Below are 20766 nucleotides of genomic sequence, written 5' to 3'. Positions count from 1 at the left end.
CCCGATGTCGAGATCAACAAGATGACCTACGAGAACGCGATGCGCTGGTATCACTGGGACCCGTTCACCCACATCCCCAAGGACCAGGCCACCGTCGGCGCGCTGCGCAAGGCCGCCGAAGGACACGACGTGACCATCCAGGCACTCTCCCATCACAAGGAGGGCGAACGTGGCGGCGGCGCAGGACATTTCGATGCTCTCAAAGCAGCGGCCCGCGGGAACTCCTAGTACGACAGTTCGTAGCGGATCGGCAGGTGCTTGAGCCCACCGACGAAGATCGTGGCGACGTTCTCGGGCGCTCCCGTCAGCTCGACGGATTTCAGGCGGGGAAGCAGCTCGGAGTAGAAGCTGTTGATCTCCATCCGGGCGAGGGCGGCGCCGAGGCAGAAATGGACGCCGTAGCCGAAGGCGATGTGTTTGTTGGGCTCGCGGCCGACGTCGAAGATGAACGGCTCGGTGAACACCTCCTCGTCCCGGTTGCCTGACGGGTAGGACAGCAACACCGACTCCCCCGCCGCTATCGGGACACCGCGAACAACCGTGTCCTGCTGCGCGGTTCGCATGAACTCCTTCACCGGGGTGACCCAGCGGATCATCTCCTCGGTGGCCAGGCCCATCAGGCCCGGGTCGGCCTGAAGCCGCCGCAGCTGGTCGGGATGCTCGATGAGGGCCTGCAACCCACCCGAGATGGTGGCACTGGTGGTGTCGTGACCGGCGGTGGCGACGATGAGGTAGTAGGACACCGTGTCGATGTCGGAGAGCGGTTCGCCGTCGATGCGAGCGTTGGCGATCGCCGACGCCAGATCCTCGGTGGGCTGCGCCCGCCGCGCTGCGGTGATCTCGTTGAAGTAGGTGAACATGTCGAACAACGCCAGCCCACGCTCCTCGATGGTGGCCCCGCGCCGCAACTCTGTGTCGTCGCTGCCGAACAACTCCTGGGTGTAGGTCAGCATGCGGTGGAAGTCGGATTCCGGAATGCCGAGCAACGACATGATGACGTAGAGCGGAAAGTTGACCGCCACCTCTTGCACGAAGTCGCATTCGTCCCCGCGGTCGGCCATCTGATCGACGAACGACTTCGCCAGCTCGTCGACGCGAACCTTCAATGCCCGCATCGCTTTCGGGCGGAACCAGTCGGCACCGATCGCCCTTACCTTGCGGTGCTGCGGGTCGTCCATGTGGATCAGCGTGCTGACACCCATGGCCGCCTGCTGAATGTCGCCCTCGGCGGTGGTCAGCACCGGTCGCGGCGAGTTGGTGAACAGGTCGTTGGCGCGTTCGATCGCCATGATGTCGGCGTGCTTGGTGATCGCCCAGAACGGGCGATAGCCGGGGGCGTCGACCCAGGACACCGGAGCGTTCGCCCGCAGGTGGCGCAGTGCCGCGTGCAGGCTCGCCTCGTCGGCATAGGCCGTCGGATCGGCGAACACCTTGGCAGCGTCGTCGGCAACACGAACGCTCATATGTCTCCTCTGCTCTTCGCGCAAGCGCTCACCGGTTTCCTCCTTCGTCATGCGCCGCTGCGCAGATCAGATACCAGGCTCACGACCGTGGCCTCGTCGATGGTGGGCGGAAAGCCCACCAGTATTCGGTCGATCAGTCCCTGACATCGGGTACGGATCTTCTTCACCAGTTCGTCGACCGGTGCCACGACGGCGAACTCGTCGAGCATCGTGTCGTCGATCAGCGATCCCATGGTGTCCCAGTCGCCCTCGCGTGACAGCCGGTGCAGTTCGGTCTGGAGGTCGCCCCAACCGTGCAGCTCCAGCACTTTGCGGTACGCGGGGGTCGAGGCATAGAAGGCGATCTGCTTGCGGGTGGGCGCCGCGGCGGCCCGCACCTCCGCCTCGTCCCGGCCCGTGACGACGAACAAGGGGCTGGACACCTCGACGTCGCCGCGCAGCCTCCCCGCCCGCTCCAGGCCCCGGGACAGCGTCGGAAGGGTCACCTCGCGGACGTACCGCTGGGTCGAGAACGCGTGGGCGAGCAGGCCGTCGGCGACCTCCCCGCACATCTCGGTCATCCGGTCCCCCACCGCGGCCACGAAGACCTTGGGGTCACCGTGCGGATGCGGTGGCGGTACGAACATCGGCGTCATCAGCTTGTGGGTGTAGAACTCGCCCTCGAACTGCAGGGGTGTGTCCTCGCGCCAGCAGGACCAGATCTCTCTCATGGCCAGCACGAACTCGTGCATCCGGGCCACCGGCTTGCTCCACGGCATGCTGAAGCGCTTCTCGATGTGCGGCTTGATCTGCGACCCGAGCCCCAGGATGAACCGCCCCCGGGAGTAGTCCTGCAGGTCCCACCCGATCTGGGCCATCGTCATCGGGTTGCGCGCGAACGCCACCGCGATGCTGGTGCCGAGTTCGATTGTGGAGGTGTGTTCGGCGGCCAGCGTGAGCGGCAGGAAGGGGTCGTGGCTGACCTCCGCGGTCCAGCATCCGTCGTAGCCGCGACGCTCCAGCGTGCGGGCACCGTCCGGCACCTTCGCAAGCCGGCTGACGACGGCCGCGTCCACCTTCAGGCCGCCTTCAGCACCCATGTCGAACGAAGCTACAGTAAGCAATTCAGTAAGGTCAACGTTGCGGGCCTTCGCGAGGGTGCCCACCGAGGACAGGAGTTGCCGATGGCGAGTGCCGACGACTGGACAGACACCCTCGACGAACTCGCGCGCCGGCGTGCGCACTCCCGCGCCATGGGGGGCGACGAGCGGCTCGCCAAGCACCACGGCAAGGGCAAGCTGGACGCTCGTGGACGCCTCGACCACCTCCTTGACAAGGGGTCGTTCCGCGAATTCGGCACCCTCGTGGGCGGCGAGATCGCGGCGGACGGCATCGTCGCCGGCTCAGGGCTGATCAACGGGTCACCGGTGATGGTGGGCGCCGAGGACTTCACCACGCTGGCGGGCAGCATCGGCCCTGGAGGCAACGCGAAGCGGTACCGACTCGCCGAACTCGCACTGCGGGAACGGATCCCGATGGTGATGCTGCTCGAGGGAGCGGGCTTCCGTCCCAGCGGGGAGCATTACGGCCGCACCCCCACCGATCTGCTGGCCCAGGCGCGGTGTTCGGGCAAGGTGCCGACGGTGGGCGGGTTGTTCGGCCCGTCCGCAGGACACGGTGCGCTGGTCGCGCCGGTGTGCGACTGGACCATCATGACCAGCCAGGGTGCGATCTTCACCGCCGGTCCCCCGGTCGTCAAAGAGTCCACCGGCGAGGAGATCTCAAAGGAGGAGCTCGGTGGTCCGGGGGTGGCGTTGGCGAGCGGGGTCATCCACAACCTCGGCCAGGACGACGCCGCGGTGCTCGACGACATCCGCCGCTATCTGTCGTACTTCCCGTCGAGCGCCTGGTCCTATCCGACGTCGCTGTCCGCCGACGAGTCGACCGGTCGCCGCTCGACCCCCGAACTTCTCGAGATCGTGCCGCGCGGCAACCGCCGGGTGTACGACATGCGGGCGGTGCTCGACGTCGTCTTCGACAACCCGGACTGGTTCGAGGTGCAGCCGAAGTTCGGCCCGGCGATGATCTGCGCACTCGCCCACCTGGGTGGGCATCCGGTCGCGGTGGTGGCGAACCAACCGAAGGTGATGGCGGGCTCCATCGATGCCGACGCCGCCGACAAGGCAGCGCATTTCATCTCGGTGGCCGACGCGTTCCATCTGCCTATCGTGTTCCTCGCCGACAATCCCGGGATGATGCCGGGCAGCCGATCCGAACGCCAGGGCGTACTCCGCAGCGGCGCCAGGATGTTCGCGGCGCAGACCGCCGCGACCACGTTGAAGCTGCATGTGACGCTGCGCAAGGCCTACGGGTTCGGCTCGATGGTGATGTCGCTGCTCGGGTTCGACAACCAGAGCGCGACGTTCGCCTACCCCGGCGCGACGATGGGGGCGATGAGCGCCGCGGCGCTCAGCCGTGCCTCCCACGCCGCCGAGGACGTCGAAGAGGGGCTGCGCCAGGCCGAGGTCGACGCGTCGTTCCGGTCGGCCGGCCATCTCTGTTTCGACGACCTCATCCACCCGCAGGAGACCAGGGACGCGCTGCTGGACGCGCTCGAGCGCGGCATCTACAGCCGTCAGGCGGCCGCGGAACCGGTGTGCCGCAGCCTCATCACGCCCTAGCCCGTGGCCCCCCTTGCGATTCGGTGTAGCTGGTCAATCTCAGCATGACCAACAACACCGAAATCACAGGCGTCAGCGGTCAGTGGCGCGGTACTCCGCGATGATCGGTTCGAGTTCGGCGGGAGTGGCCCCATGCATGATCACCGCGTCGGCGCCGTAGTCGAACTCCTTGCGCACCCGGTCGACACACTGCCGCGCCGATCCGGTGGCCGACGGTTCCAGCCATTCGTCGGGGATCAGCGTGGCGATGTGCTCGATCTGCTCGGCGGTGGCCTTGTGGTCGATGCCTCCGGGAATCGACTGCACCACCTTGTCGTCGCGGAAGCGTTGCAGCACCAAGGGATCCCAGCCGTTGGTGTTGACCAACAGGTCGCCGTAGCCCTGCAGGTAGGTGGCCAACCGCGCCACGGTCTTCTTCAGCCGCAACTCCTGGGGGAGGTGGTCGCCCACGGTGGCGAAGCACGACCACACCCGCACGCTGGCGGGATCACGGCCGGCCTGCTCGGCGGCGTCCTTGACGGTCTTGACGGCTCGCTGCAGCGTCTCGGGCGTGAAGTAGGTGTGCAGGATGACGTCGTCGAACTCGCGTCCGCCCAGGGCCAGGGTCTGGGGCCCGAAGGCGACGATGGCCAACCGGATGTCCTCGTTGAAGTCCGGGTCGAGGAACAGCACCGGGTACTTGCCGATGGGCCCGTCGTGGTTGAAGACGAGCTCCCCGTGCCACAGCTTGCGCATGACCTGCGCAAAATCCTCCATCTGTGCGGTCGTCACCGCGGGAACGCCGAACGCGTTGTACATCGCCGCGATCCCCCGCCCGAGCCCGAGGGTGAAGCGGCCGCCGGACAGCCGGTGCATCGTGGTTGCCCACGACCCGGTGATCAGCGGATGGCGGGTGTTGTGATTGGTTGCCGCGGTGGCGATCTGCATGCGGCTGGTCACCGCCAGCGCCGCGCCGGACAGCGACGACGCCTCCTTGACGTTCCAGCGTTCGGAGATGAACCCGGTGCCGAATCCCAGCTCCTCGCCATGGCGGGCCTCGTCCATCAGCGTGGCCGGGCCCTCACCCCCGGCACCGGCCAGCAGATAAAAGCCGAGTTCGTCGAGAACAGGTTCAGTCACGCCCAGACTCCTTGCTTGTAGCCACAATTCCAGACCTCGGTGATCCTGCCGTCGATCACCCGGAAGATCTCCATGCTGCCGACGGTGGTCTCGGTGCCGTCCTTGAGCTTCATCGGCGACTGGTACACGATCGCCACGTGTTCACCGTCGTCACCGGCGACCACCAGGTTCAGGTCGAAGCGAATCGTCTCGAACATCTCCCAGTGGTCGACGATGCGCGCCACGGCCTGCTCGTGGGTCAGCGTGGTCGCCTCGCCGACGTCGTGACGGATCACCGAGTCACCCATCAACTCTTCGGCGAGTTCGAAGTTCTTCTCGTTCCAGACCACCAGGTTGTACAGCTCGACGACTTCTCGGGCGCTGCGGCTCAACGGAACACCTCCAAAGCGTCGATCTCGTCGATGGCGGCGACGGCGCGATCGGTCAGCGTCATACAGAGGCGGCGGGACCGCTCGGGCAGCGCGTCCCAGCCGTTGAGGGTGATGACGGGCAGGACCATCAGGTAGACCGTAGCGAATCTGTAGTGACGCCAGGCATCGTCGAACGAGTAGTCGGTGACGCCGTGCCCGGCGAGCCGGTCGAGGTAATGCCGCATCAGGACTTCATCCCCGCCTGCCCGCGTCCGGGTGGGCAGACCCTGGGTGACCAGGTAGGCGATGTCGGCCGCACCGGCGCCGCGTGCGGCGAACTGGAAATCGACCACCTTCATCCGGTCACCGTCGAAGAACAGGTTGTCGGCCCTGATGTCGCCGTGCAGCAGCATGTCGCGCTCGGTCAGCGCCGGCAGGGCCGCGACCGCTCGGTCGGCGAAGTCCTCCGCGAACCGGGCCACGCCCGCAGGCACCGCGGCGCTGCTGTGGTCCCGGTAGATCTGCCAGCCCGGCGCGAACGCGGGCAACAGCAGGTCACGCGCGAGCGGCGTGTCGAGGCTCGGGAAGTGCTCCAGCACAGAGGTGTTCGCAGCATCGCACGACCAGGCGTGAAGTCCGGCCAGCTGGTCGATGCACAACCGCGCCTGCTCCGTCTCCAGGCCCGCGAGGTGGTCGGCATTGTCCCAGTGCTGAAGATCCTCGAGCAGCAGCACGAAGTCGACGGAATCCTCGGCCATGCGGGCGGTGTGCACCTGCGGCGTCGCCATCGGAGCCCGTCCGGCGACGTGCCGGTAGAACGCCAGTTCGCGGCCGTACCCTCCGAGGAGCTCCATCGCACCGCGCGCCTCGGACTGCGCGGGCAACTTCGCGATCAGCGTGGCAGGCACGCCCTCACCGGCGGTCAGGTGAAGCCGGTAGAGCAGCGACGAGAACCCACTGTCCTGGGCGATCCGCTCGACACGCACGTCGGTGACGGTGGCGCCCAGTGCATCGGTCAGCCAGTGCGGGGTCAGCTCGTCGATGCCGCCGGGAACCGACGCCGTGCCCGCACTCACCATCGAGTTCCTCCGCCAGATATTTGACGCGCCGCAAGTAACATAATTGTCGATCGTCTAATATGCAAGGGTGCCTTCCCCCAGCCGCGGACTCAGGCAGCCGGAGCGTGTCGAGATCTCCAGCCGCAAGCTGGCTCGTGCGGCCGCGGAACTCATCATCGAAAAAGGCTGGGAGGCAACGACTGCCGCTGAGATCGGCCGTCGGGCCGGATACAGCCGGGCCATGGTGCACGCGCGGTACGGCAGCAAGGACGCGGTCCTGGACGCGATCTTCATGCGCGAGTACATGGCGCAGTTGAGCCCCGATCTCGACCCGGAGGCCGACGGTCTGCACCACGCGCTGGCGCATCTGGACCGCATCGGCCAGCTCGCGGCCGATGACCCTGAGCTTCTCCGTGCGATGTTCGTCGCCGCCTTCGAGGCGGTGAAGAGCACCTCGGCCCTGCGCCCCCGGTCATTGGGCCAACTCGAGGTGGGTCTGGAGAAGGTCAGGGCCGGACTCGAGAAGGGCATCGCCGACGGGTCGGTGCGTCCCGACGTCGACGTCGCGGCCGCCGTCACCGACATCAGCTCAGCGGTGTACGGCATCGCCTACCTCTGGCTGGTGTTGCCCGGTGGGAACGACCTCGAAGTCGAGCTGAGATGCCTTCGGGCACGGCTCATTCGGGATTACGGTCACCCTCCCGGCTGACGGCACGCAGGAAGCGCTCCGAGGTGGCCTGCACCCCGCCGGCGAACAGATGCCCGACATGGCTGCCCTGATGCCAGTACAACTGGCCGCCCCAGCGCTGGTGAAGCGCGAGCGCGGGTTCGCGTCTGGCCATCTGGTCGTGCCACGCGCCGACGATCAGCCGGCGCTCCGGTGGAGCCGACGGTTCGACGCGCTGATAGTCGACCGCCGACATCACCTGCTCCACGGTGTCGGACTGCAGCAACTCGACGGTGTCCCGCACCGACGGCCCCCACCGGCCCAGGTGGGCGGCGATCATCGCGTTCAGGCCGAAGATCGGTGTGTACACCGCGACGGCGTCGACAGGCTCGAGGTGGGAGACCAGTCCGGCGACAGGGCTTCCCATCGACACACCGGACACTACGACCGCGCTGGCCCGGGGCCGCAGCCACCGCACGACCGCGCGCACCTCGGACACGACGCGCATCATGCCTGCGACGTTGGCCAGCGGGTCCATGTTGGGGTACTCGGGCCACGCGCCTTGCCGCACACCGGACCCGGGCTGGACGGGCAACGCGACGTTGAAGCCGAGGTCCTCCTGGATCCGCCTGGCGCGGGAGAACATCAGATCGATCGGCCGGCCCTGGCCCGCGCCGTGCACCCACACCAGCCACGGCCGGCGGTCGTCGCCCTGTCGACACAGGTGCACGACCGCGGTGGCCGGGCCGCCGAAGCCTTCCGCGGCCAGGGAAGCTGGCAGGCGGGGGTCGTGGTCGAACCTCAGCTGTTCGTAGGTCTGGCGCCCGAACCGCCGCCGGCGAAGCGCTGTGACCTGCAACGGATCCGGTTCGGCGTGTGCACCCGCCACGCCGCGGCCTGCCAGCTCATCGACCGTCGCCGCGCAGGATGCCGCCGAGCGCTCCAGCTTCGGCGGCGGCGCCGTCAGGGTCATGCCGGACAGCGCCAGTTCGTCGAGCATGACCTCGCCGAGCTGACGGGCACCCCTGCGCGACAACGGGTTCCAGTCGCCATCGCCCGCCACGGCCGCGCGTGCCCGTGGCAGCACCCCGCCGAAGTCCCTGCCGATCCGCCACGCCCGTTCCGTGGCCTTCACCCGAGCTTGAACCCGGTGTAGCCTGCGTCGGCGATCTCGTCGCAGCGCCTTCGGTATTCGGGGATCCCCGCCGTGTAGCCCATGTACATCCGTTTCTTGCCGGGGACGTTGCCGCCGTTGTACCAGGAGTTGCACGTCGGGTGCACCAGCACCGTCGGCGCGACGAGTGCCGTGGTGTGCTCGATCCATTCCCGCTGGGCGTCCGGCAGCGCCTCGATGGTGCGGTGATCGTGGTCGCGCAGATACGACAGGCAATCGCCGATCCACTCCACGTGCTGCTCCAGGGCGGCGACGAAATTGGTTGCCGCCGAGGGACTTCCCGGAGTCTGGACGATGAACAGGTTGGGGAACCCGGCGACCGCGATGCCGAGATAGGAGTACGGCCCTTCGGAGCCCCAGAAGTCCGCCAGCGACATCCCGTCGCGTCCGCGGATGTCCATGCGGGTCAGCGCGCCCGTCATGGCGTCGAAGCCGGTCGCGTAGATGATGACGTCGAACTCGTGGAGGTCCTGCTCGGTCCGGATGCCCTCGGGAGTGACCGTGACGATGGGGTCCTTGCGCAGATCGACCAGGGTCACGTTGTCGCGGTTGAACGTCTCGTAGTACCCCTGGTCGATGATCGGGCGCTTGCAACCGAACGGGTGGGTCGGCTTCAGGGCGGCAGCCGTCTCCGGATCCCTGACGATCCGGGCCACCGCCTCGCCGTAGAGTTCGGCGGCCTGCTGATTCGCCTCGATGTCGAAGAAGATGTCGCCCCAGCTGAGTGCTCCCATGACCCCGTTGTCGTCGATGGCCGCCAGTTGCTCTTCCCGGGTGGCCGCCTTCAACGGCGGTTTGGCCAGCATGTCGAGCAGCACGGAGAACGCACTGAGGCGGGCCGCACCGACGGGATGCTGTCGCTGCGCCTCGCGGATCTGGTCGTAGTCGCCCTTCAGAGCGTCGAGTTCCCCGGGCGCGAACGCACGGACCTGCCACGGCAGCGTGTAGGCGGGCGAACGCTGGAACACCGTGAGGTGCCCGGCCTGACGCGCCACGACCGGGATCAGCTGCACGCCTGTGGAACCGGTGCCGATGACGCCGACCCGCTTACCGGTGAGGTCGACGTCGTCGGCCGGCCAGCGACTGGTGAACAGCGACGTGCCTGCGAAGGTGTCCATGCCGTCGATTGCGGGTTCCAGCGGCACCGACAGGATTCCCGACGCCGCGACCACGTACGGGACGACGAACACCTCGCCTGCCGCCGTCCGGACGTGCCACACCTCGGAGTCCTCGTCGAAGGTCATCGACACGACCTCCGCGCCGAACGCGATGTCGCGCCGCAGGTCCAACCGGTCCGCGACGAAGTTGAGGTAGGCCTCGATCTCGGGCTGGGCCGGCATCGTCTCGGTCCACACCCACTCCTGCTGGATCTCCTCGGAGAAGCTGTACGAGTACTCGATGCTCTCGATGTCGCACCGCGCGCCGGGATAGCGATTGAACAGCCAAGTGCCGCCGACGTTGTCGGCCTGTTCCAGCACCCGCACCCGGAATCCCAGTACACGGAGCCGATGAAGGGCGTAGAGACCGGAGAACCCCGCGCCGATGACGATCACGTCGAGGGGCCCGGTGGGCCCCGTGGGGTCGGATCGCGCAGGAGGCGTCGACGGCACTGTCACATTTCCTCACGGGGATCGGTGGTCCAGACTGCGCTGCATATATTACTGTAACTATTACAGTATTGTCGCCGGACTGCGTGCCGGTTTCGGCCGAACGTATCTCGGAGGTCGTCAAGGGAGGCGTCGTGAAGGTTCCGTTCACCTGGAAGGTCACCGGATGGTTCATGATCGGGTGGTCGGCGGAATTCGAAGTCGGTGAGGTGCGGGCGCTCAAGTACTTCGGCGAGGATCTCGCCGCCTACCGCGACGAGTCGGGCGAACTGCACGTCCTCGAGGCGCACTGCAAGCACCTCGGCGCTCATATCGGGCACGGCGGCAAGGTCGTCGGCGACTGCGTCGAATGCCCGTTCCACGGGTGGCGCTGGGGGCCGGACGGGTCCAACACCTACATCCCGTACCAGCCGGACCGTCCCAACCGGGCGCTGCGACTGCGGTCCTACCCGGTCAAGGAGCAGTACGGCTGCATCTTCATGTGGTACCAGCCCCAGGGCAAGGAGCCCCAGTGGGAACTGCGGGACATCTTTCACAAATTCCCACAGTTCGAGACCGACGCGAACGCCTACTACCGGCCCTACCCCGAGTTCTCCAGCCGCGCCGACGCGATCCCGGTGCATCCCCAGATCGTCGCCGAGAACGGCCCCGACAGTTCGCACTTCCGCTACGTGCACGGCGCGACCGTGACGCCGGTGTGCCTGCACTGGGAGCACGTCGACGAGGAGTGGCGGTTCCTGACCGGCTGGCCCGATACCCGCAGCGACGACCCCGACAAGATGGCACTGCGCATCCACAGCCACTTCTCCGGCCTCGGCTTCGCGATGAGCGCCTTCGAGGGCTCGTCGAACCACCGGCTGATCTTCGCGTGCACACCGGTCGATGACGAGGTGTCCGACATGTTCTATTCGATCTGGTGGCCCAAGGAGCCCGGCGAGACGTCCGACATCCCGCCGGACCACGTGCGCGCCAAGGTCGAACGGCAGTTCCTCAAGACCGTGTGGGAGGACTGCGACATCTGGCGCTACCAGAAATACGTCGAACACCCGCCGCTGGCCAAGATCGACGCGAAACCGTATATGGCCATGCGAAAGTGGGCGACGCAGTTCTACGAGGTGCCCCCGACGGGCCAACCGGTCACCACGGCATGAGGATCGACCTGGCCGAACTGGTGGCGCCCGGGCACACCGCCGTCGTCACCCAGGAGTGCCAGGGCGCGATCGTCGGACCGAATGCCGGCCTGAAGGCGCTCGCCTACGAAGCGCGCCGCGAGGCGCTGCCCAACATCGCCAGGCTTCTTCCCGCCGCGCGGGCCGCGGGTGTGTCGGTCGTGCACTGCGTGGTGCAGCGCAGGCCCGACGGCCTGGGTTCGAACCACAACGCCAAGATCTTCGCGTTCGGCGCGGCAGGCGTCGACATCGGTCCCGGTAGCGCCGGCACCCAGTTGGTGCCTGAACTCGACGCCCAGCCAACCGATCTCGTGCTGCACCGCTGGCACGGCATCGGGCCGATGGGCGGCACGGACCTCGATTCGATACTGCGCAACCTCGGCGTGACGACCATCGTGGCGGTCGGCGTCTCGGTCAACGTGGCGATCACCAACCTGGTGATGGACGCGGTCAACGCCGCCTACCGGGTGGTCCTGCCGCGCGACGCGGTGGCCGGGATCCCGGCCGACTACGCAGGAGCGATCATCGACAACACGCTTTCCCTGCTCGCGACGGTCACGACCACCGACGATCTCATCGAGGAATGGGGACGCACCTGATGGCCATACAGTCCTGGACCAACTGTCTACCCGCAGTGCGCGGCCGTCTAGAGTCCATCGCATGACCGAGTCGATCCAGTTCACCGTCCCGGCCGCCGCCGACGCCGTCGTGGCGGCCATCGGCGATCGTGAGTTCATCGTCCAGGGCGACCGCCGCTTCACCTACGCCCAGGTCGTCGAGCGATCGAACCGGCTCGCGAACTACCTGCACTCCCGAGGGCTGGGCTGTCACACCGAACGCGCGGACTTGCCGGGCCATGAGGTCGGGCAGGACCTGCTGGGCATCTACGCGCACAACGGCCCCGAGTACGTCGAGGGCATGCTGGGCGCGTGGCGGGCCCGCGTCGCGCCGTTCAACGTCAACTACCGCTACGTCAAGAGCGAGCTGCAGCACCTGCTGTCGGACTCCGGCGCGACCGCGCTGCTTTACCACGCGGCCTTCGCGCCGCGGCTGGCCGAGGTGCTGGCCGATCTGCCGGACCTGAAGGTGCTGATCCAGATCGCCGACGACTCGGGCAACGAGTTGTTGCCCGGCGCCGTCGACTACGAGTCGATCGTCGCGGCCGGACCCGCCGACGTGCCGCCGGTCGAGCAGTCCCCCGACGACCTCTATGTGCTCTACACCGGCGGCACCACGGGCATGCCCAAGGGTGTGCTGTGGCGTCAGCACGACATCTTCATGACCTCCTTCGGCGGCCGCAGCCTCTACACCGGCGAACTGGCCACCTGTTATGAGGACATCGCCGCCCGCTGCGCCGAGGCGCCGGGTACCAAGCTGATGGTGCTGCCGCCGCTGATGCACGGCGCCGCGCAATGGGCCGTGCTGACGGCGATGACCACCGGTCAGACCGTGGTGTTCTCACCGGTCACCAGCCATCTCGACGTCGACGACGTGGTGCGCACGATCGAGCGGGAGAAGGTCATGGCGGTCACCGTGGTCGGCGACGCGATGGCCCGCCCGCTCGCGGACGCGTTCGAGCGCACCGACGCGGACCTGTCGTCGCTGGCGGTGGTGGCCAACGGTGGCGCGCAGCTCACCCCGACCGCCAAGCAGCGGCTGATCGACAGCAAGGCCGACCTGATGGTCGTCGACGGCGTGGGGTCCTCGGAGACCGGCGCGCAGATGACGCACATGTCGGCGTCGGGTGCGGTGTCGACGGGCAAGTTCACCGCGGGGCCGGACACCTTCGTCGCGTCCGAGGACCTGGGCTCGATTCTGGAACCCGGTCACGACGACATGGGCTGGCTGGCCCAGCGCGGCTACGTGCCGCTCGGGTACAAGGGCGACGCGGTCAAGACCGCCGCCACCTTCCCGGTCATCGACGGCGTGCGGTACTCCGTGCCCGGCGACCGGGCCCGGCACCTCGCGGACGGATCGGTCGAATTGCTAGGCCGCGACTCGGTGACGATCAACTCCGGCGGCGAGAAGATCTTCGCCGAGGAGGTGGAGTCCGCGGTCGCGTCGCACCCCGCGGTCGCCGACGTGGTGGTCGCCGGCAGGCCGAGTGAGCGGTGGGGCCAGGAGGTGGTGGCCGTCGTGGCGCTCGCCGAGGGCGCCCGCGTCGACGCGCAGGAACTCATCGACCACGCCGCCGAGGTGATCGCGCGTTACAAGCTGCCCAAGGCGGTGGTGTTCCGGCCCGCCATCGAACGCAGCCCGGCAGGCAAGGCCGACTACCGGTGGGCCCGCGAACAGGCGATCGGCGGGTCCTGAGCCGGAGGCGAATCAACGACTTCTGAGCCTGCGGCGGGTGCGGTTGCGCGCCATCGCCAGCGCCAGCGACGTGGTCGCGCGCATCGACCGCGAGAACGGCGGCGCCGCGCGTCCGGTGATGGTGAACGGCAGGTCGGTGCCCACCACGGCGCGGTAGTGGCTGAAGGCGTCGAAGCCTGCCTTGCCGTGGTAGGCCCCCATCCCGCTGCGGCCGACGCCGCCGAATGGCGCGGCTGACGGAATCATCTGTGCGGCAAAGTCGTTGCGTGCGACGCCGCCACTGCGGGTGTGCTGCACGAACGACCGGAAGTCGTCGTCGTCCGGCCCGAACCAGTACGCCACCAGCGGGGCCGGACGTGCGTTGACGTAGTCGACGACGTCGCGGAGCCGGTCGTAGGGGCGCACGGTGAGGACCGGACCGAACGTCTCCTCGGTGGCGATGAGCATGCTGTCGTCGACGCCGCGCACGATCGTCGGGGCGATCTTGCGGGTGCGTCGATCGGGGAGCGCCTCGCCGGGCGGTGCGACGGTCTCGATGCGGGCGCCTTTGGCCCGGGCATCCTCGATGAGCCCGACGACCCGGTCGAAGTTCGCGTCGTTCACCGACGAGCAGTAGTCGGCGTTCGCCACGATCGAGGGGAACATCGCACGCAGCGCGTCGCGGGCGGCGCCGACGAACTCGTCGGCCCGGCCGGCCGGTACGAACACGTAGTCGGGACACACGCAGACCTGGCCGCCATTGATCATGCGGCCCTGGGCGATCCGGGTGGCCGAGCGGGCGATGTCGGCACCGGGTGAGACCACCACCGGATTCTTCCCGCCGAGCTCGAGCGTGACGGGCACGAGGTTGGCCGCCGCGGCCTGCTGGACCAGCCCACCCACCGCCGGTGACCCGGTGAAGAACAGGTGGTCCAACGGCAGCGCCGCGAACTGCGCGGACACCTCGACGTCGCCGGTGACGACGTGGAGTTCGGCAGGGTCGAAGTAGGCGGCGGCGCGCGTCTTCATCAACTCGGCGGTGCGCGGCGTGACCTCCGACATCTTGATCATGACGCGATTGCCCGCCGCGAACGCCGCCGACGCGGGCAGCACCACCAGGTTGAGGGGGAAGTTCCAGGGGCCGATGATCCCCACGACGCCCAACGGCGAGGGCTCGACTTCGGCCTTCATGCCGAAGACCCGCGCCGCGCGCATCAATCGCGTCGGCCGCATCCATTGCGGCACATGGGCTCTGGTGTGCTCGATGACCGAAATCATGCCCAGTATCTCGGTGAACAGCGATCCCGTCCTCGGCCGGGTGCCGAAGTCTGCGGTCATCGCGTCGACGAAGTCGTCGGCGTTGTCGAGCACCAGCGCCAGCAGTCGGTCGATCCGGTTGCGTCGCAGCGCGACGTCCGGCGGACCGTCGGCGAGGAACGCCTGCCGCTGCCGGTCGAGGACCTCGTCAAGGGACACCACCATGTGCGATTCCTCCGTCGCTCGTCCGGTAAGGGCAACAGTAACATCGCCTGCACATTGGCCAGCGCTCAGGAATTGTTTACAGTCATCCTTACTGTCGGTCATTCAGTGTTGTTTCGGGCGACGTGGGCCCGTGTCGCGAGAGGTCGGTGCGTATGGCTGCCCAGCAGCGCAAGGTCGTGGTCGTCGGCGCCGGATCCGGCATCGGCGCAGCGGTTGCCACCCATTTCCACGACAACGGCGATCACGTCCTGGCGGTCGATCTGCGACCCAATGACACGCCGGCGTCGGAGCATGCGCAGTGCGACCTGCGCGACGCGGACAGCATCGCCGAACTGATCGGTCGCCTGGACGGTGGGTGGGACCTGCTGGCCCACGTCGCCGGGGTTCCGGGTACCGCCCCTGCACGGGATGTCCTGACGGTCAACTACCTCGGTATGCGGCTGATGACCGAGGGCATGCTACCGCTGCTGCGCCGCGGCGGCGCGGTGGTGGCCGTCGCCTCGATCGCCGGCATCGGGTGGGAACAGCGACTCGACGGCCTCACCGAACTGCTGGAGGCAACCGACGCGGAGTCGGTCGAGAAGTGGCAGGCCCGCCAGGATCCCGGCTTCCCCGTCTACACATCCTCCAAGCAGGCCGTCCTGCTCTACGCCAAGCGCCTGGCAGGTCCGGCCCTTGCCAAGTACGGCGTGCGCGTGAACACCGTCAGCCCGGGACCGGTCGAGACCCCGATCCTCGCCGACTTCGAACGCTCCATGGGCAAGGACGTGCTGGACATTCTGAGGTCGACCTACGGCAGGCACGGCACCGTCGACGACATCGTTCCCGCGATCGCATTCCTGGGCTCCGATGCGGCGCAATGGATCAACGGTCAGGATCTGCACGTCGACTCGGGGTTCATCAGCTCGATGACCGCAGGCGTGCCGATCCCACTTTAGAACCCGGAACCACCCAGAACAGCCGCGGGAGGCATTACTGTAACCTTTACCGTAATCATATGCACAGCCCTGCACCAGGGTGTCAGCCCGGAAACCGACTGGAGGCCAGACGTGGAGACCCCGGTACAGGACGTCGCGATGAACGAGCCCATCGACCTGCGCGACCCCTACCCCATGTTCGCGCGCATGCGACGCGAGGGCGGCGTGTTCCCCGGCTCGGTCATGGACTGGTCCACGACGCCGGACTCGCTGCGGCCGGAGAAGCTCTACGCCGCGGTGTCGTTTGACGCCGTCAACCGGGTGTTCCGCGACGGCAAGGTGTTCAACTCGAAGATCTACGACTCCACCATCGGCCTGTTCATCGGTCCGACGATCCTGGCGATGGAGGGCAAACCGCACTGGGAACACCGCAACCTGGTCTCCGCGGCGTTCAAGTCGCGATCCCTTGCGCGCTGGGAACCCGAGATCGTGCGACCCGTCGTCAACGGACTCATCGACGAGTTCGTCGAGTCCGGGCGCGCGGATCTGGTGCGCGACTTCACCTTCGAGTTCCCCACCCGGGTCATCTCGAAGCTGCTCGGCCTGCCCGCGGACGACCTGCCCTGGTTCCGCAAGCGCGCGGTGGAACTGATCAGTTACACGATCAAGTACAAGCGCGCGTTCGAGGCGTCGGCGGCGTTGAAGGACTACTTCCTCGACCAGATCGAGAAGCGCCGCTCGGCGCCGACCGAGGACATCATCGGCGATCTGGTGTCGGCGGAGATCGACGGTGAGAAGCTCAGCGACGAAGCGATCTACTCGTTCCTGCGGCTGCTGCTGCCCGCCGGCCTGGAGACCACCTACCGGTCGTCGGGGAACCTGCTTTACCTGTTGCTCACCCACCGCGACCAATTCGACGCGGTGAACGCCGATTCCGAACTCATCGGGCCCGCGATCGAGGAGGGGCTGCGCTACGAGACCCCGCTGACCACGGTGCAGCGCTTCGCCACCGAGGACATCGAGATCGACGGCGTCGCGATCCCTGCGGGGTCGGTCATCGACGTCTGCATCGGGTCGGCCAACCGCGACGCGCATCGTTGGGAGCGCTCAGAGGAGTTCGACATCTTCCGCAAGCGGGTGCCGCACATCTCCTTCGCCGCGGGCGAGCACACGTGCATGGGCCTGCATCTGGCCCGGATGGAGACCCGGGTGGCCGTCGAGTGCCTGCTGGACAGGCTGTCGGATATCCAGCTGGTCCTCGATGACGACCCGCACATCCACGGTCAGCCGTTCCGGTCACCGACCGCGTTGCCGGTGACCTTCACCCCCGCTACCCCTTCCAGGGCACGGACTTGACGTAGCCACCCGCGTCGAAGCAGCTGCGTGCCGGTGATGTAGCGCGAGTCGTCGCCGGCCAGGAAGACCACCGCGTCGGACACGTCCTGCGGCTCGATGTACGGCACCGGCATCGCCTGCATCACCGGGACGACAGCTCGGCGTCCTCGCGCGTCGGCTCGTTGAGGTCCGGGCGGAACACCGTGTACATGCCCTCGTTGTGCAGCATGTCGGTGTTCAACACCGACGAGATCGGTGTCGATGGTGTCCGACCACGACTGGATCGTCTGGCCCTTGCCCATCGCGCAGATACCCGCGTTCGCCACGACGACGTCGAGGCGGCCCAGCGCCTCCACCCCGTCGGCGATCGCGTTCCACACCGCAGCGGGTTCGCGCACATCGACAATCGCAACCTTGTTGTCCAGCTTGCCCATTCGTGCTCTCCTACTTCTGCTTGCGTTCGCGGCGGGCAATGGTCTTGGTCTCGAGGTACTGTCCGAACCCCTCGATGCCGCACTGGCGGCCGAGGCCGCTGCTCTTGTAGCCGCCGAACGGCGCGTCGGCCCCGTAGAACATGCCGCCGTTGACGCCGAAGGCGCCGGTGCGGACACGCCGCGCGATCGCCATCCCGCGATCGACCGACCGTGACATGACGGCGCCGGCCAGCCCGAACGCGCTGTCGTTGGCGATCCGCACGGCGTCGTCGTCATCGTCGAACGGCAACAGCACCAGCACGGGCCCGAAGACTTCCTGCTGTGCGATCGCCGCGCTGTTGTCGACCCCGACCACCACCGTCGGCGCGACGAAGTGCCCCCCGGCCAGGTGTTCCGGCAGCCGCTCGACCGGTCCCCCACCGACGGTGATCTCCGCGCCGTCGCGCCGCGCTCCGTCGATCGCGGACAGCACGCGGTCTTTCTGCGCGGCGCTGATCACCGGACCCACAAGGGTTCCCGGGTCGACCGGATCACCCACCGGGACGAACTGATACGCCGTGGTGATGTCGGCGACCGCCTGGTCGTAGAGCGACCGGTGGATCAGCATCCGACTGGTCGCCGCGCACGCCTGCCCGGCGTGCACGCAGACCCCCACAGCGGTGGGGACGATGACGGCCGGGTTGGCGTCGTCGAGAACGATGGCCGCCGATTTGCCGCCGAGCTCGAGGAACATCCGCTTCATCGTGTCGGCGCCCTGGCGCATCAGCAGTTTGCCGACCGCGGTGGAGCCGGTGAACGACACCAGGTCCACGCGCGGATCGGTGCCCAGCCTTCCCGCCACCTCGTTGGACGGCGTCGTCACCACGTTGACCACCCCGGCCGGGATGTCGGTGTGTTCGGCGACGAGCCGCCCCAGCCGGGTGGCGTTCCACGGGGTGTTGGGGTCGGGCTTGAGGACGACGGTGTTGCCCGCAGCCAACGCCGGTCCGAGCTTGTTGAGGATGACCTCGATCGGGAAGTTCGACGGCGTCACCGCGGCGACGACGCCGACCGGCTCCTTGACGACGATGCGGACGTTGCGGTCGCCGAACAGCCCACCGCCCTCGAGCATCCGTTCCCACTCGTAGGCATCGATCAGCTGCGCCGGATAACGCAGCGACTCGGTCAGCGGCCAGTCCAGTTGCGCCGTCTGCGTCGTCATCACCGGGCAACCCACCTCGGCGACGAGTTCGTCGCGCAGGTACTCCTTCTCGGCTTCCAGCGCGGCCTGCAACTGCTCCAGGCACCGCTTCCGCAGCCGCCGGTTGGTCGACCAGTCGGTCGTGTCGAACGCCAGGCGCGCCGCGCCGATGGCACGGTCCATGTCGCGCGCGCCTGCCGCTGCGGTGGTGCCGAGCAGCAGGCCAGTGGCTGGGCTGAGGTTGTCGAACTGCGCGCCCGAAGCTGCGTCGACGAGTTCACCGTCGATGAGCATGCGGCGCTCGGCGCGTTGCCTCGCGCGGCCGCCCGCCTCGACACTGGTCTCGGATCGTTGCGCTGAGGCCCCCGGGACTACTGGGGTTTCCGGGCCGTCGCTCACCTGCACCTCCGTGGGCGGGAATTGTCGTATGATCAACGGTAAACGTTACAGTATCGGATCTCCGCTACACTCGCTCCCTGAGAAGCCGCTCGACGCCGACGTCAGAAGGGACGAGCCTTGATCAAGGTGATGGAGGGCGTACGCGTCCTTGAGGTTGCGCAGTTCACGTTCGTGCCCGCGGCGGGCGCGATACTCGCCGACTGGGGCGCCGACGTCATCAAGGTCGAGCACCCGGTGCGCGGCGACACCCAGCGCGGCTTCATCAACATGGGCGGGTTCCAGCTGGACCCCAATCGTCATCCGCTGATCGAGCATCCCAACCGCGGCAAGCGCAGCGTCGGCATCGACGTGTCGACGCCCGACGGTCAGGAGGTGCTCTACGAGATCGCCAAGACCGCGGACGTGTTCCTGACCAACTACATGCCCGCGCAGCGTCAGAAGAACAAGTTCGACGTCGAGCACATCCGCGCGGCCAACCCGAACATCATCTACGCACGCGGCAGCGCCTACGGCGACAAGGGCGTCGAACGCGACACCGGCGGCTTCGACGGCACCGCGTTCTGGACCCGCAGCGGCGTCGGGCATGCGCTGACGCCCGAGGAGCTCGGAGGGGCGCTGCCGCAAGGCATTCCGGCGTTCGGCGATTCGATCGGTGGCATGAACATCGCGGGCGGGATCTCCGCGGCGCTGTTCCACCGCGAGCGCACCGGCGAGGCGGTCGAGATCGACGTGTCATTGCTGAGCACCGCGTGGTGGGCAGCCGGCGCCAGCGTGACGCAGGGCATGGAGACCGGCGAGACCATGCGGTCGCTGATGCCCGGCGCCACTGCATCGGTGAACCCGTTCATGGCCAACTACCTGACCTCGGATGGCGGAACCATCAACCTGTGCATCGTCAGCCCGACCGGCTACATCCGCGATGCGTTCGAACACCTCGGCCTGCCGGAACTCGCCGACGATCCGCGGTTCTCCGACGTCATGCCGCTGATCGAAAACGCCGAAGCCGGTGTGGAACTCATCGCCGAGGCGATCCGCAGCAAGCCGTTCGAATACTGGCGTCAGCACCTCAAGACCATGAAAGGCCAGTGGGCGCCGTTCCAGAGTCTTGTCGATCTGGGTACCGACGAGCAGGCCATTGCCAACGACATGATCGTCGAGGTCGAGGCGAGCGACGGCGGAGCACCCTTCAAGGTGGTGCGCGGGCCGGTGCAGTTCAATCACGAGCCACTGGAGACCACCCGGGCGCCGCAGGCATCCGAGCACACCGAGATCGTGCTGATGGAACTCGGTTTGGACTGGGACCGCATCGAAGCGCTCAAGGACAGCGGCGCCATCGCCTAGCGTTCATCGCCGCCGGAATTGCATTCCAGCAGAGAAAGTTCGAGTTCGGCCCTGCTGGAATGCAATTCCGGCGGAGCTATCGCAAAAAAGCACCCGGCGCCGCGGCGCCGGGTGCTTTT

17 protein-coding genes and 2 pseudogenes are annotated in these 20766 nt (G+C 67.5%); 9 read left to right on the top strand and 10 right to left on the bottom strand.

The genetic code is table 11. The annotated features are described in order from the left end of the window. Positions 1–228 (top strand): annotated as a pseudogene (locus H7I57_RS23900) (amidohydrolase family protein); the annotation flags it as partial. Here the strand turns inward: H7I57_RS23900 and H7I57_RS23895 are convergent. Beyond that, positions 225–1463 (bottom strand): cytochrome P450, encoded by a 1239-nt coding sequence (locus H7I57_RS23895; protein WP_264026546.1) that lies wholly within the window; start codon positions 1461–1463, stop codon positions 225–227. The pseudogene H7I57_RS23900 and the gene H7I57_RS23895 sit on opposite strands and share 4 nt — an antisense overlap. Before the next feature lie 47 nt (positions 1464–1510). Beyond that, positions 1511–2542, bottom strand: a complete 1032-nt coding sequence (locus tag H7I57_RS23890; RefSeq protein WP_264026544.1) for an LLM class F420-dependent oxidoreductase — start codon at positions 2540–2542, stop codon at positions 1511–1513. A gap of 84 nt (positions 2543–2626) precedes the next feature. Between H7I57_RS23890 and H7I57_RS23885 the strand changes: the two genes are divergently transcribed. Next, positions 2627–4123, top strand: a complete 1497-nt coding sequence (locus tag H7I57_RS23885; RefSeq protein WP_264026543.1) for an acyl-CoA carboxylase subunit beta — start codon at positions 2627–2629, stop codon at positions 4121–4123. Between the two features lie 72 nt (positions 4124–4195). Here H7I57_RS23885 and H7I57_RS23880 read toward each other — a convergent pair whose 3' ends face one another. The 3 genes from H7I57_RS23880 to H7I57_RS23870 are packed head-to-tail and all read right to left on the bottom strand — an operon-like array spanning position 4196 to position 6671. Continuing rightward, positions 4196–5242, bottom strand: a complete 1047-nt coding sequence (locus tag H7I57_RS23880; RefSeq protein WP_264026541.1) for a TIGR03857 family LLM class F420-dependent oxidoreductase — start codon at positions 5240–5242, stop codon at positions 4196–4198. Next, positions 5239–5613 carry a nuclear transport factor 2 family protein gene (locus H7I57_RS23875; protein ID WP_264026540.1) on the bottom strand — a complete coding sequence of 125 codons (375 nt, stop codon included), beginning with the start codon at positions 5611–5613 and terminating at the stop codon, positions 5239–5241. The genes H7I57_RS23880 and H7I57_RS23875 overlap by 4 nt, the downstream gene beginning before the upstream one ends. Then, positions 5610–6671 carry a phosphotransferase gene (locus tag H7I57_RS23870; protein WP_264026537.1) on the bottom strand — a complete coding sequence of 354 codons (1062 nt, stop codon included), beginning with the start codon at positions 6669–6671 and terminating at the stop codon, positions 5610–5612. Before H7I57_RS23870 ends, H7I57_RS23875 begins: the two co-directional genes overlap by 4 nt. A 67-nt stretch (positions 6672–6738) precedes the next feature. Between H7I57_RS23870 and H7I57_RS23865 the strand changes: the two genes are divergently transcribed. Further along, positions 6739–7359 carry a TetR/AcrR family transcriptional regulator gene (locus H7I57_RS23865; RefSeq protein WP_264026536.1) on the top strand — a complete coding sequence of 207 codons (621 nt, stop codon included), beginning with the start codon at positions 6739–6741 and terminating at the stop codon, positions 7357–7359. Here the strand turns inward: H7I57_RS23865 and H7I57_RS23860 are convergent. Both H7I57_RS23860 and H7I57_RS23855 read right to left on the bottom strand, forming a co-directional pair. Further along, complete coding sequence (locus H7I57_RS23860) at positions 7328–8452, bottom strand: alpha/beta hydrolase (RefSeq protein ID WP_264026534.1); 1125 nt, start codon at positions 8450–8452, stop codon at positions 7328–7330. The two genes, H7I57_RS23865 and H7I57_RS23860, sit on opposite strands and share 32 nt — an antisense overlap. After that, complete coding sequence (locus H7I57_RS23855; protein WP_264026533.1) at positions 8449–10101, bottom strand: flavin-containing monooxygenase; 1653 nt, start codon at positions 10099–10101, stop codon at positions 8449–8451. The genes H7I57_RS23860 and H7I57_RS23855 overlap by 4 nt, the downstream gene beginning before the upstream one ends. Before the next feature lie 131 nt (positions 10102–10232). Between H7I57_RS23855 and H7I57_RS23850 the strand changes: the two genes are divergently transcribed. The 3 genes from H7I57_RS23850 to H7I57_RS23840 all read left to right on the top strand — a co-directional run bounded on the left by H7I57_RS23850 (position 10233) and on the right by H7I57_RS23840 (position 13580). Beyond that, positions 10233–11249 carry a Rieske 2Fe-2S domain-containing protein gene (locus H7I57_RS23850; RefSeq protein WP_264026532.1) on the top strand — a complete coding sequence of 339 codons (1017 nt, stop codon included), beginning with the start codon at positions 10233–10235 and terminating at the stop codon, positions 11247–11249. Beyond that, positions 11246–11866, top strand: coding sequence for a cysteine hydrolase family protein (locus H7I57_RS23845; protein WP_264026531.1), 621 nt, complete (start codon positions 11246–11248; stop codon positions 11864–11866). Before H7I57_RS23850 ends, H7I57_RS23845 begins: the two co-directional genes overlap by 4 nt. 61 nt (positions 11867–11927) lie before the next feature. Beyond that, positions 11928–13580 carry a medium-chain acyl-CoA ligase Mig gene (locus H7I57_RS23840; RefSeq protein WP_264026529.1) on the top strand — a complete coding sequence of 551 codons (1653 nt, stop codon included), beginning with the start codon at positions 11928–11930 and terminating at the stop codon, positions 13578–13580. Between the two features lie 12 nt (positions 13581–13592). Here the strand turns inward: H7I57_RS23840 and H7I57_RS23835 are convergent, their stop codons facing one another. Beyond that, positions 13593–15041 carry a coniferyl aldehyde dehydrogenase gene (locus tag H7I57_RS23835; protein ID WP_264026528.1) on the bottom strand — a complete coding sequence of 483 codons (1449 nt, stop codon included), beginning with the start codon at positions 15039–15041 and terminating at the stop codon, positions 13593–13595. A gap of 152 nt (positions 15042–15193) precedes the next feature. Here H7I57_RS23835 and H7I57_RS23830 point away from each other — a divergent pair, with 152 nt between their 5' ends. Together H7I57_RS23830 and H7I57_RS23825 are read left to right on the top strand one after the other, a co-directional pair. Beyond that, positions 15194–15979, top strand: a complete 786-nt coding sequence (locus H7I57_RS23830; RefSeq protein ID WP_264026527.1) for a coniferyl-alcohol dehydrogenase — start codon at positions 15194–15196, stop codon at positions 15977–15979. A gap of 111 nt (positions 15980–16090) precedes the next feature. Further along, complete coding sequence (locus tag H7I57_RS23825) at positions 16091–17314, top strand: cytochrome P450 (RefSeq protein ID WP_264026526.1); 1224 nt, start codon at positions 16091–16093, stop codon at positions 17312–17314. On the opposite strand, the pseudogene H7I57_RS33995 reads toward H7I57_RS23825, so the two are convergent. Together H7I57_RS33995 and H7I57_RS23815 are read right to left on the bottom strand one after the other, a co-directional pair. After that, positions 17289–17534: pseudogene (locus H7I57_RS33995) on the bottom strand (SDR family oxidoreductase); the annotation flags it as partial. The gene H7I57_RS23825 and the pseudogene H7I57_RS33995 overlap by 26 nt on opposite strands. A 203-nt stretch (positions 17535–17737) precedes the next feature. Then, the gene (locus H7I57_RS23815; protein ID WP_264026554.1) at positions 17738–19201 is read right to left on the bottom strand and encodes an aldehyde dehydrogenase family protein; all 1464 of its coding nucleotides are present in this window, start codon (positions 19199–19201) and stop codon (positions 17738–17740) included. 234 nt (positions 19202–19435) lie between these two features. Here H7I57_RS23815 and H7I57_RS23810 point away from each other — a divergent pair, with 234 nt between their 5' ends. Beyond that, a complete protein-coding gene (locus tag H7I57_RS23810) occupies positions 19436–20647 on the top strand; it encodes a CaiB/BaiF CoA transferase family protein (protein WP_264026552.1) in 1212 nt (403 codons plus the stop codon). Positions 20648–20766: the final 119 nt, after the last annotated feature.

Source organism: Mycolicibacterium pyrenivorans (assembly GCF_025821625.1).
Taxonomy (GTDB): Bacteria; Actinomycetota; Actinomycetes; order Mycobacteriales; family Mycobacteriaceae; genus Mycobacterium; species Mycobacterium pyrenivorans.
Note: the sequence above shows the minus strand (reverse complement) of the source record. Positions and strands in the feature narration are given on the sequence as shown.

Excerpts from the sequence above, each read along its gene's own strand:
- H7I57_RS23895 (WP_264026546.1), bottom strand. The coding sequence starts at position 1,463 with ATGAGCGTTCGTGTTGCCGACGACGCTGCCAAGGTGTTCGCCGATCCG.
- H7I57_RS23890 (WP_264026544.1), bottom strand. The coding sequence starts at position 2,542 with ATGGGTGCTGAAGGCGGCCTGAAGGTGGACGCGGCCGTCGTCAGCCGG.
- H7I57_RS23885 (WP_264026543.1), top strand. The coding sequence starts at position 2,627 with ATGGCGAGTGCCGACGACTGGACAGACACCCTCGACGAACTCGCGCGC.
- H7I57_RS23870 (WP_264026537.1), bottom strand. The coding sequence starts at position 6,671 with ATGGTGAGTGCGGGCACGGCGTCGGTTCCCGGCGGCATCGACGAGCTG.
- H7I57_RS23845 (WP_264026531.1), top strand. The coding sequence starts at position 11,246 with ATGAGGATCGACCTGGCCGAACTGGTGGCGCCCGGGCACACCGCCGTC.
- H7I57_RS23840 (WP_264026529.1), top strand. The coding sequence starts at position 11,928 with ATGACCGAGTCGATCCAGTTCACCGTCCCGGCCGCCGCCGACGCCGTC.
- H7I57_RS23835 (WP_264026528.1), bottom strand. The coding sequence starts at position 15,041 with ATGGTGGTGTCCCTTGACGAGGTCCTCGACCGGCAGCGGCAGGCGTTC.
- H7I57_RS23830 (WP_264026527.1), top strand. The coding sequence starts at position 15,194 with ATGGCTGCCCAGCAGCGCAAGGTCGTGGTCGTCGGCGCCGGATCCGGC.
- H7I57_RS23815 (WP_264026554.1), bottom strand. The coding sequence starts at position 19,201 with ATGCTCATCGACGGTGAACTCGTCGACGCAGCTTCGGGCGCGCAGTTC.
- H7I57_RS23810 (WP_264026552.1), top strand. The coding sequence starts at position 19,436 with ATGGAGGGCGTACGCGTCCTTGAGGTTGCGCAGTTCACGTTCGTGCCC.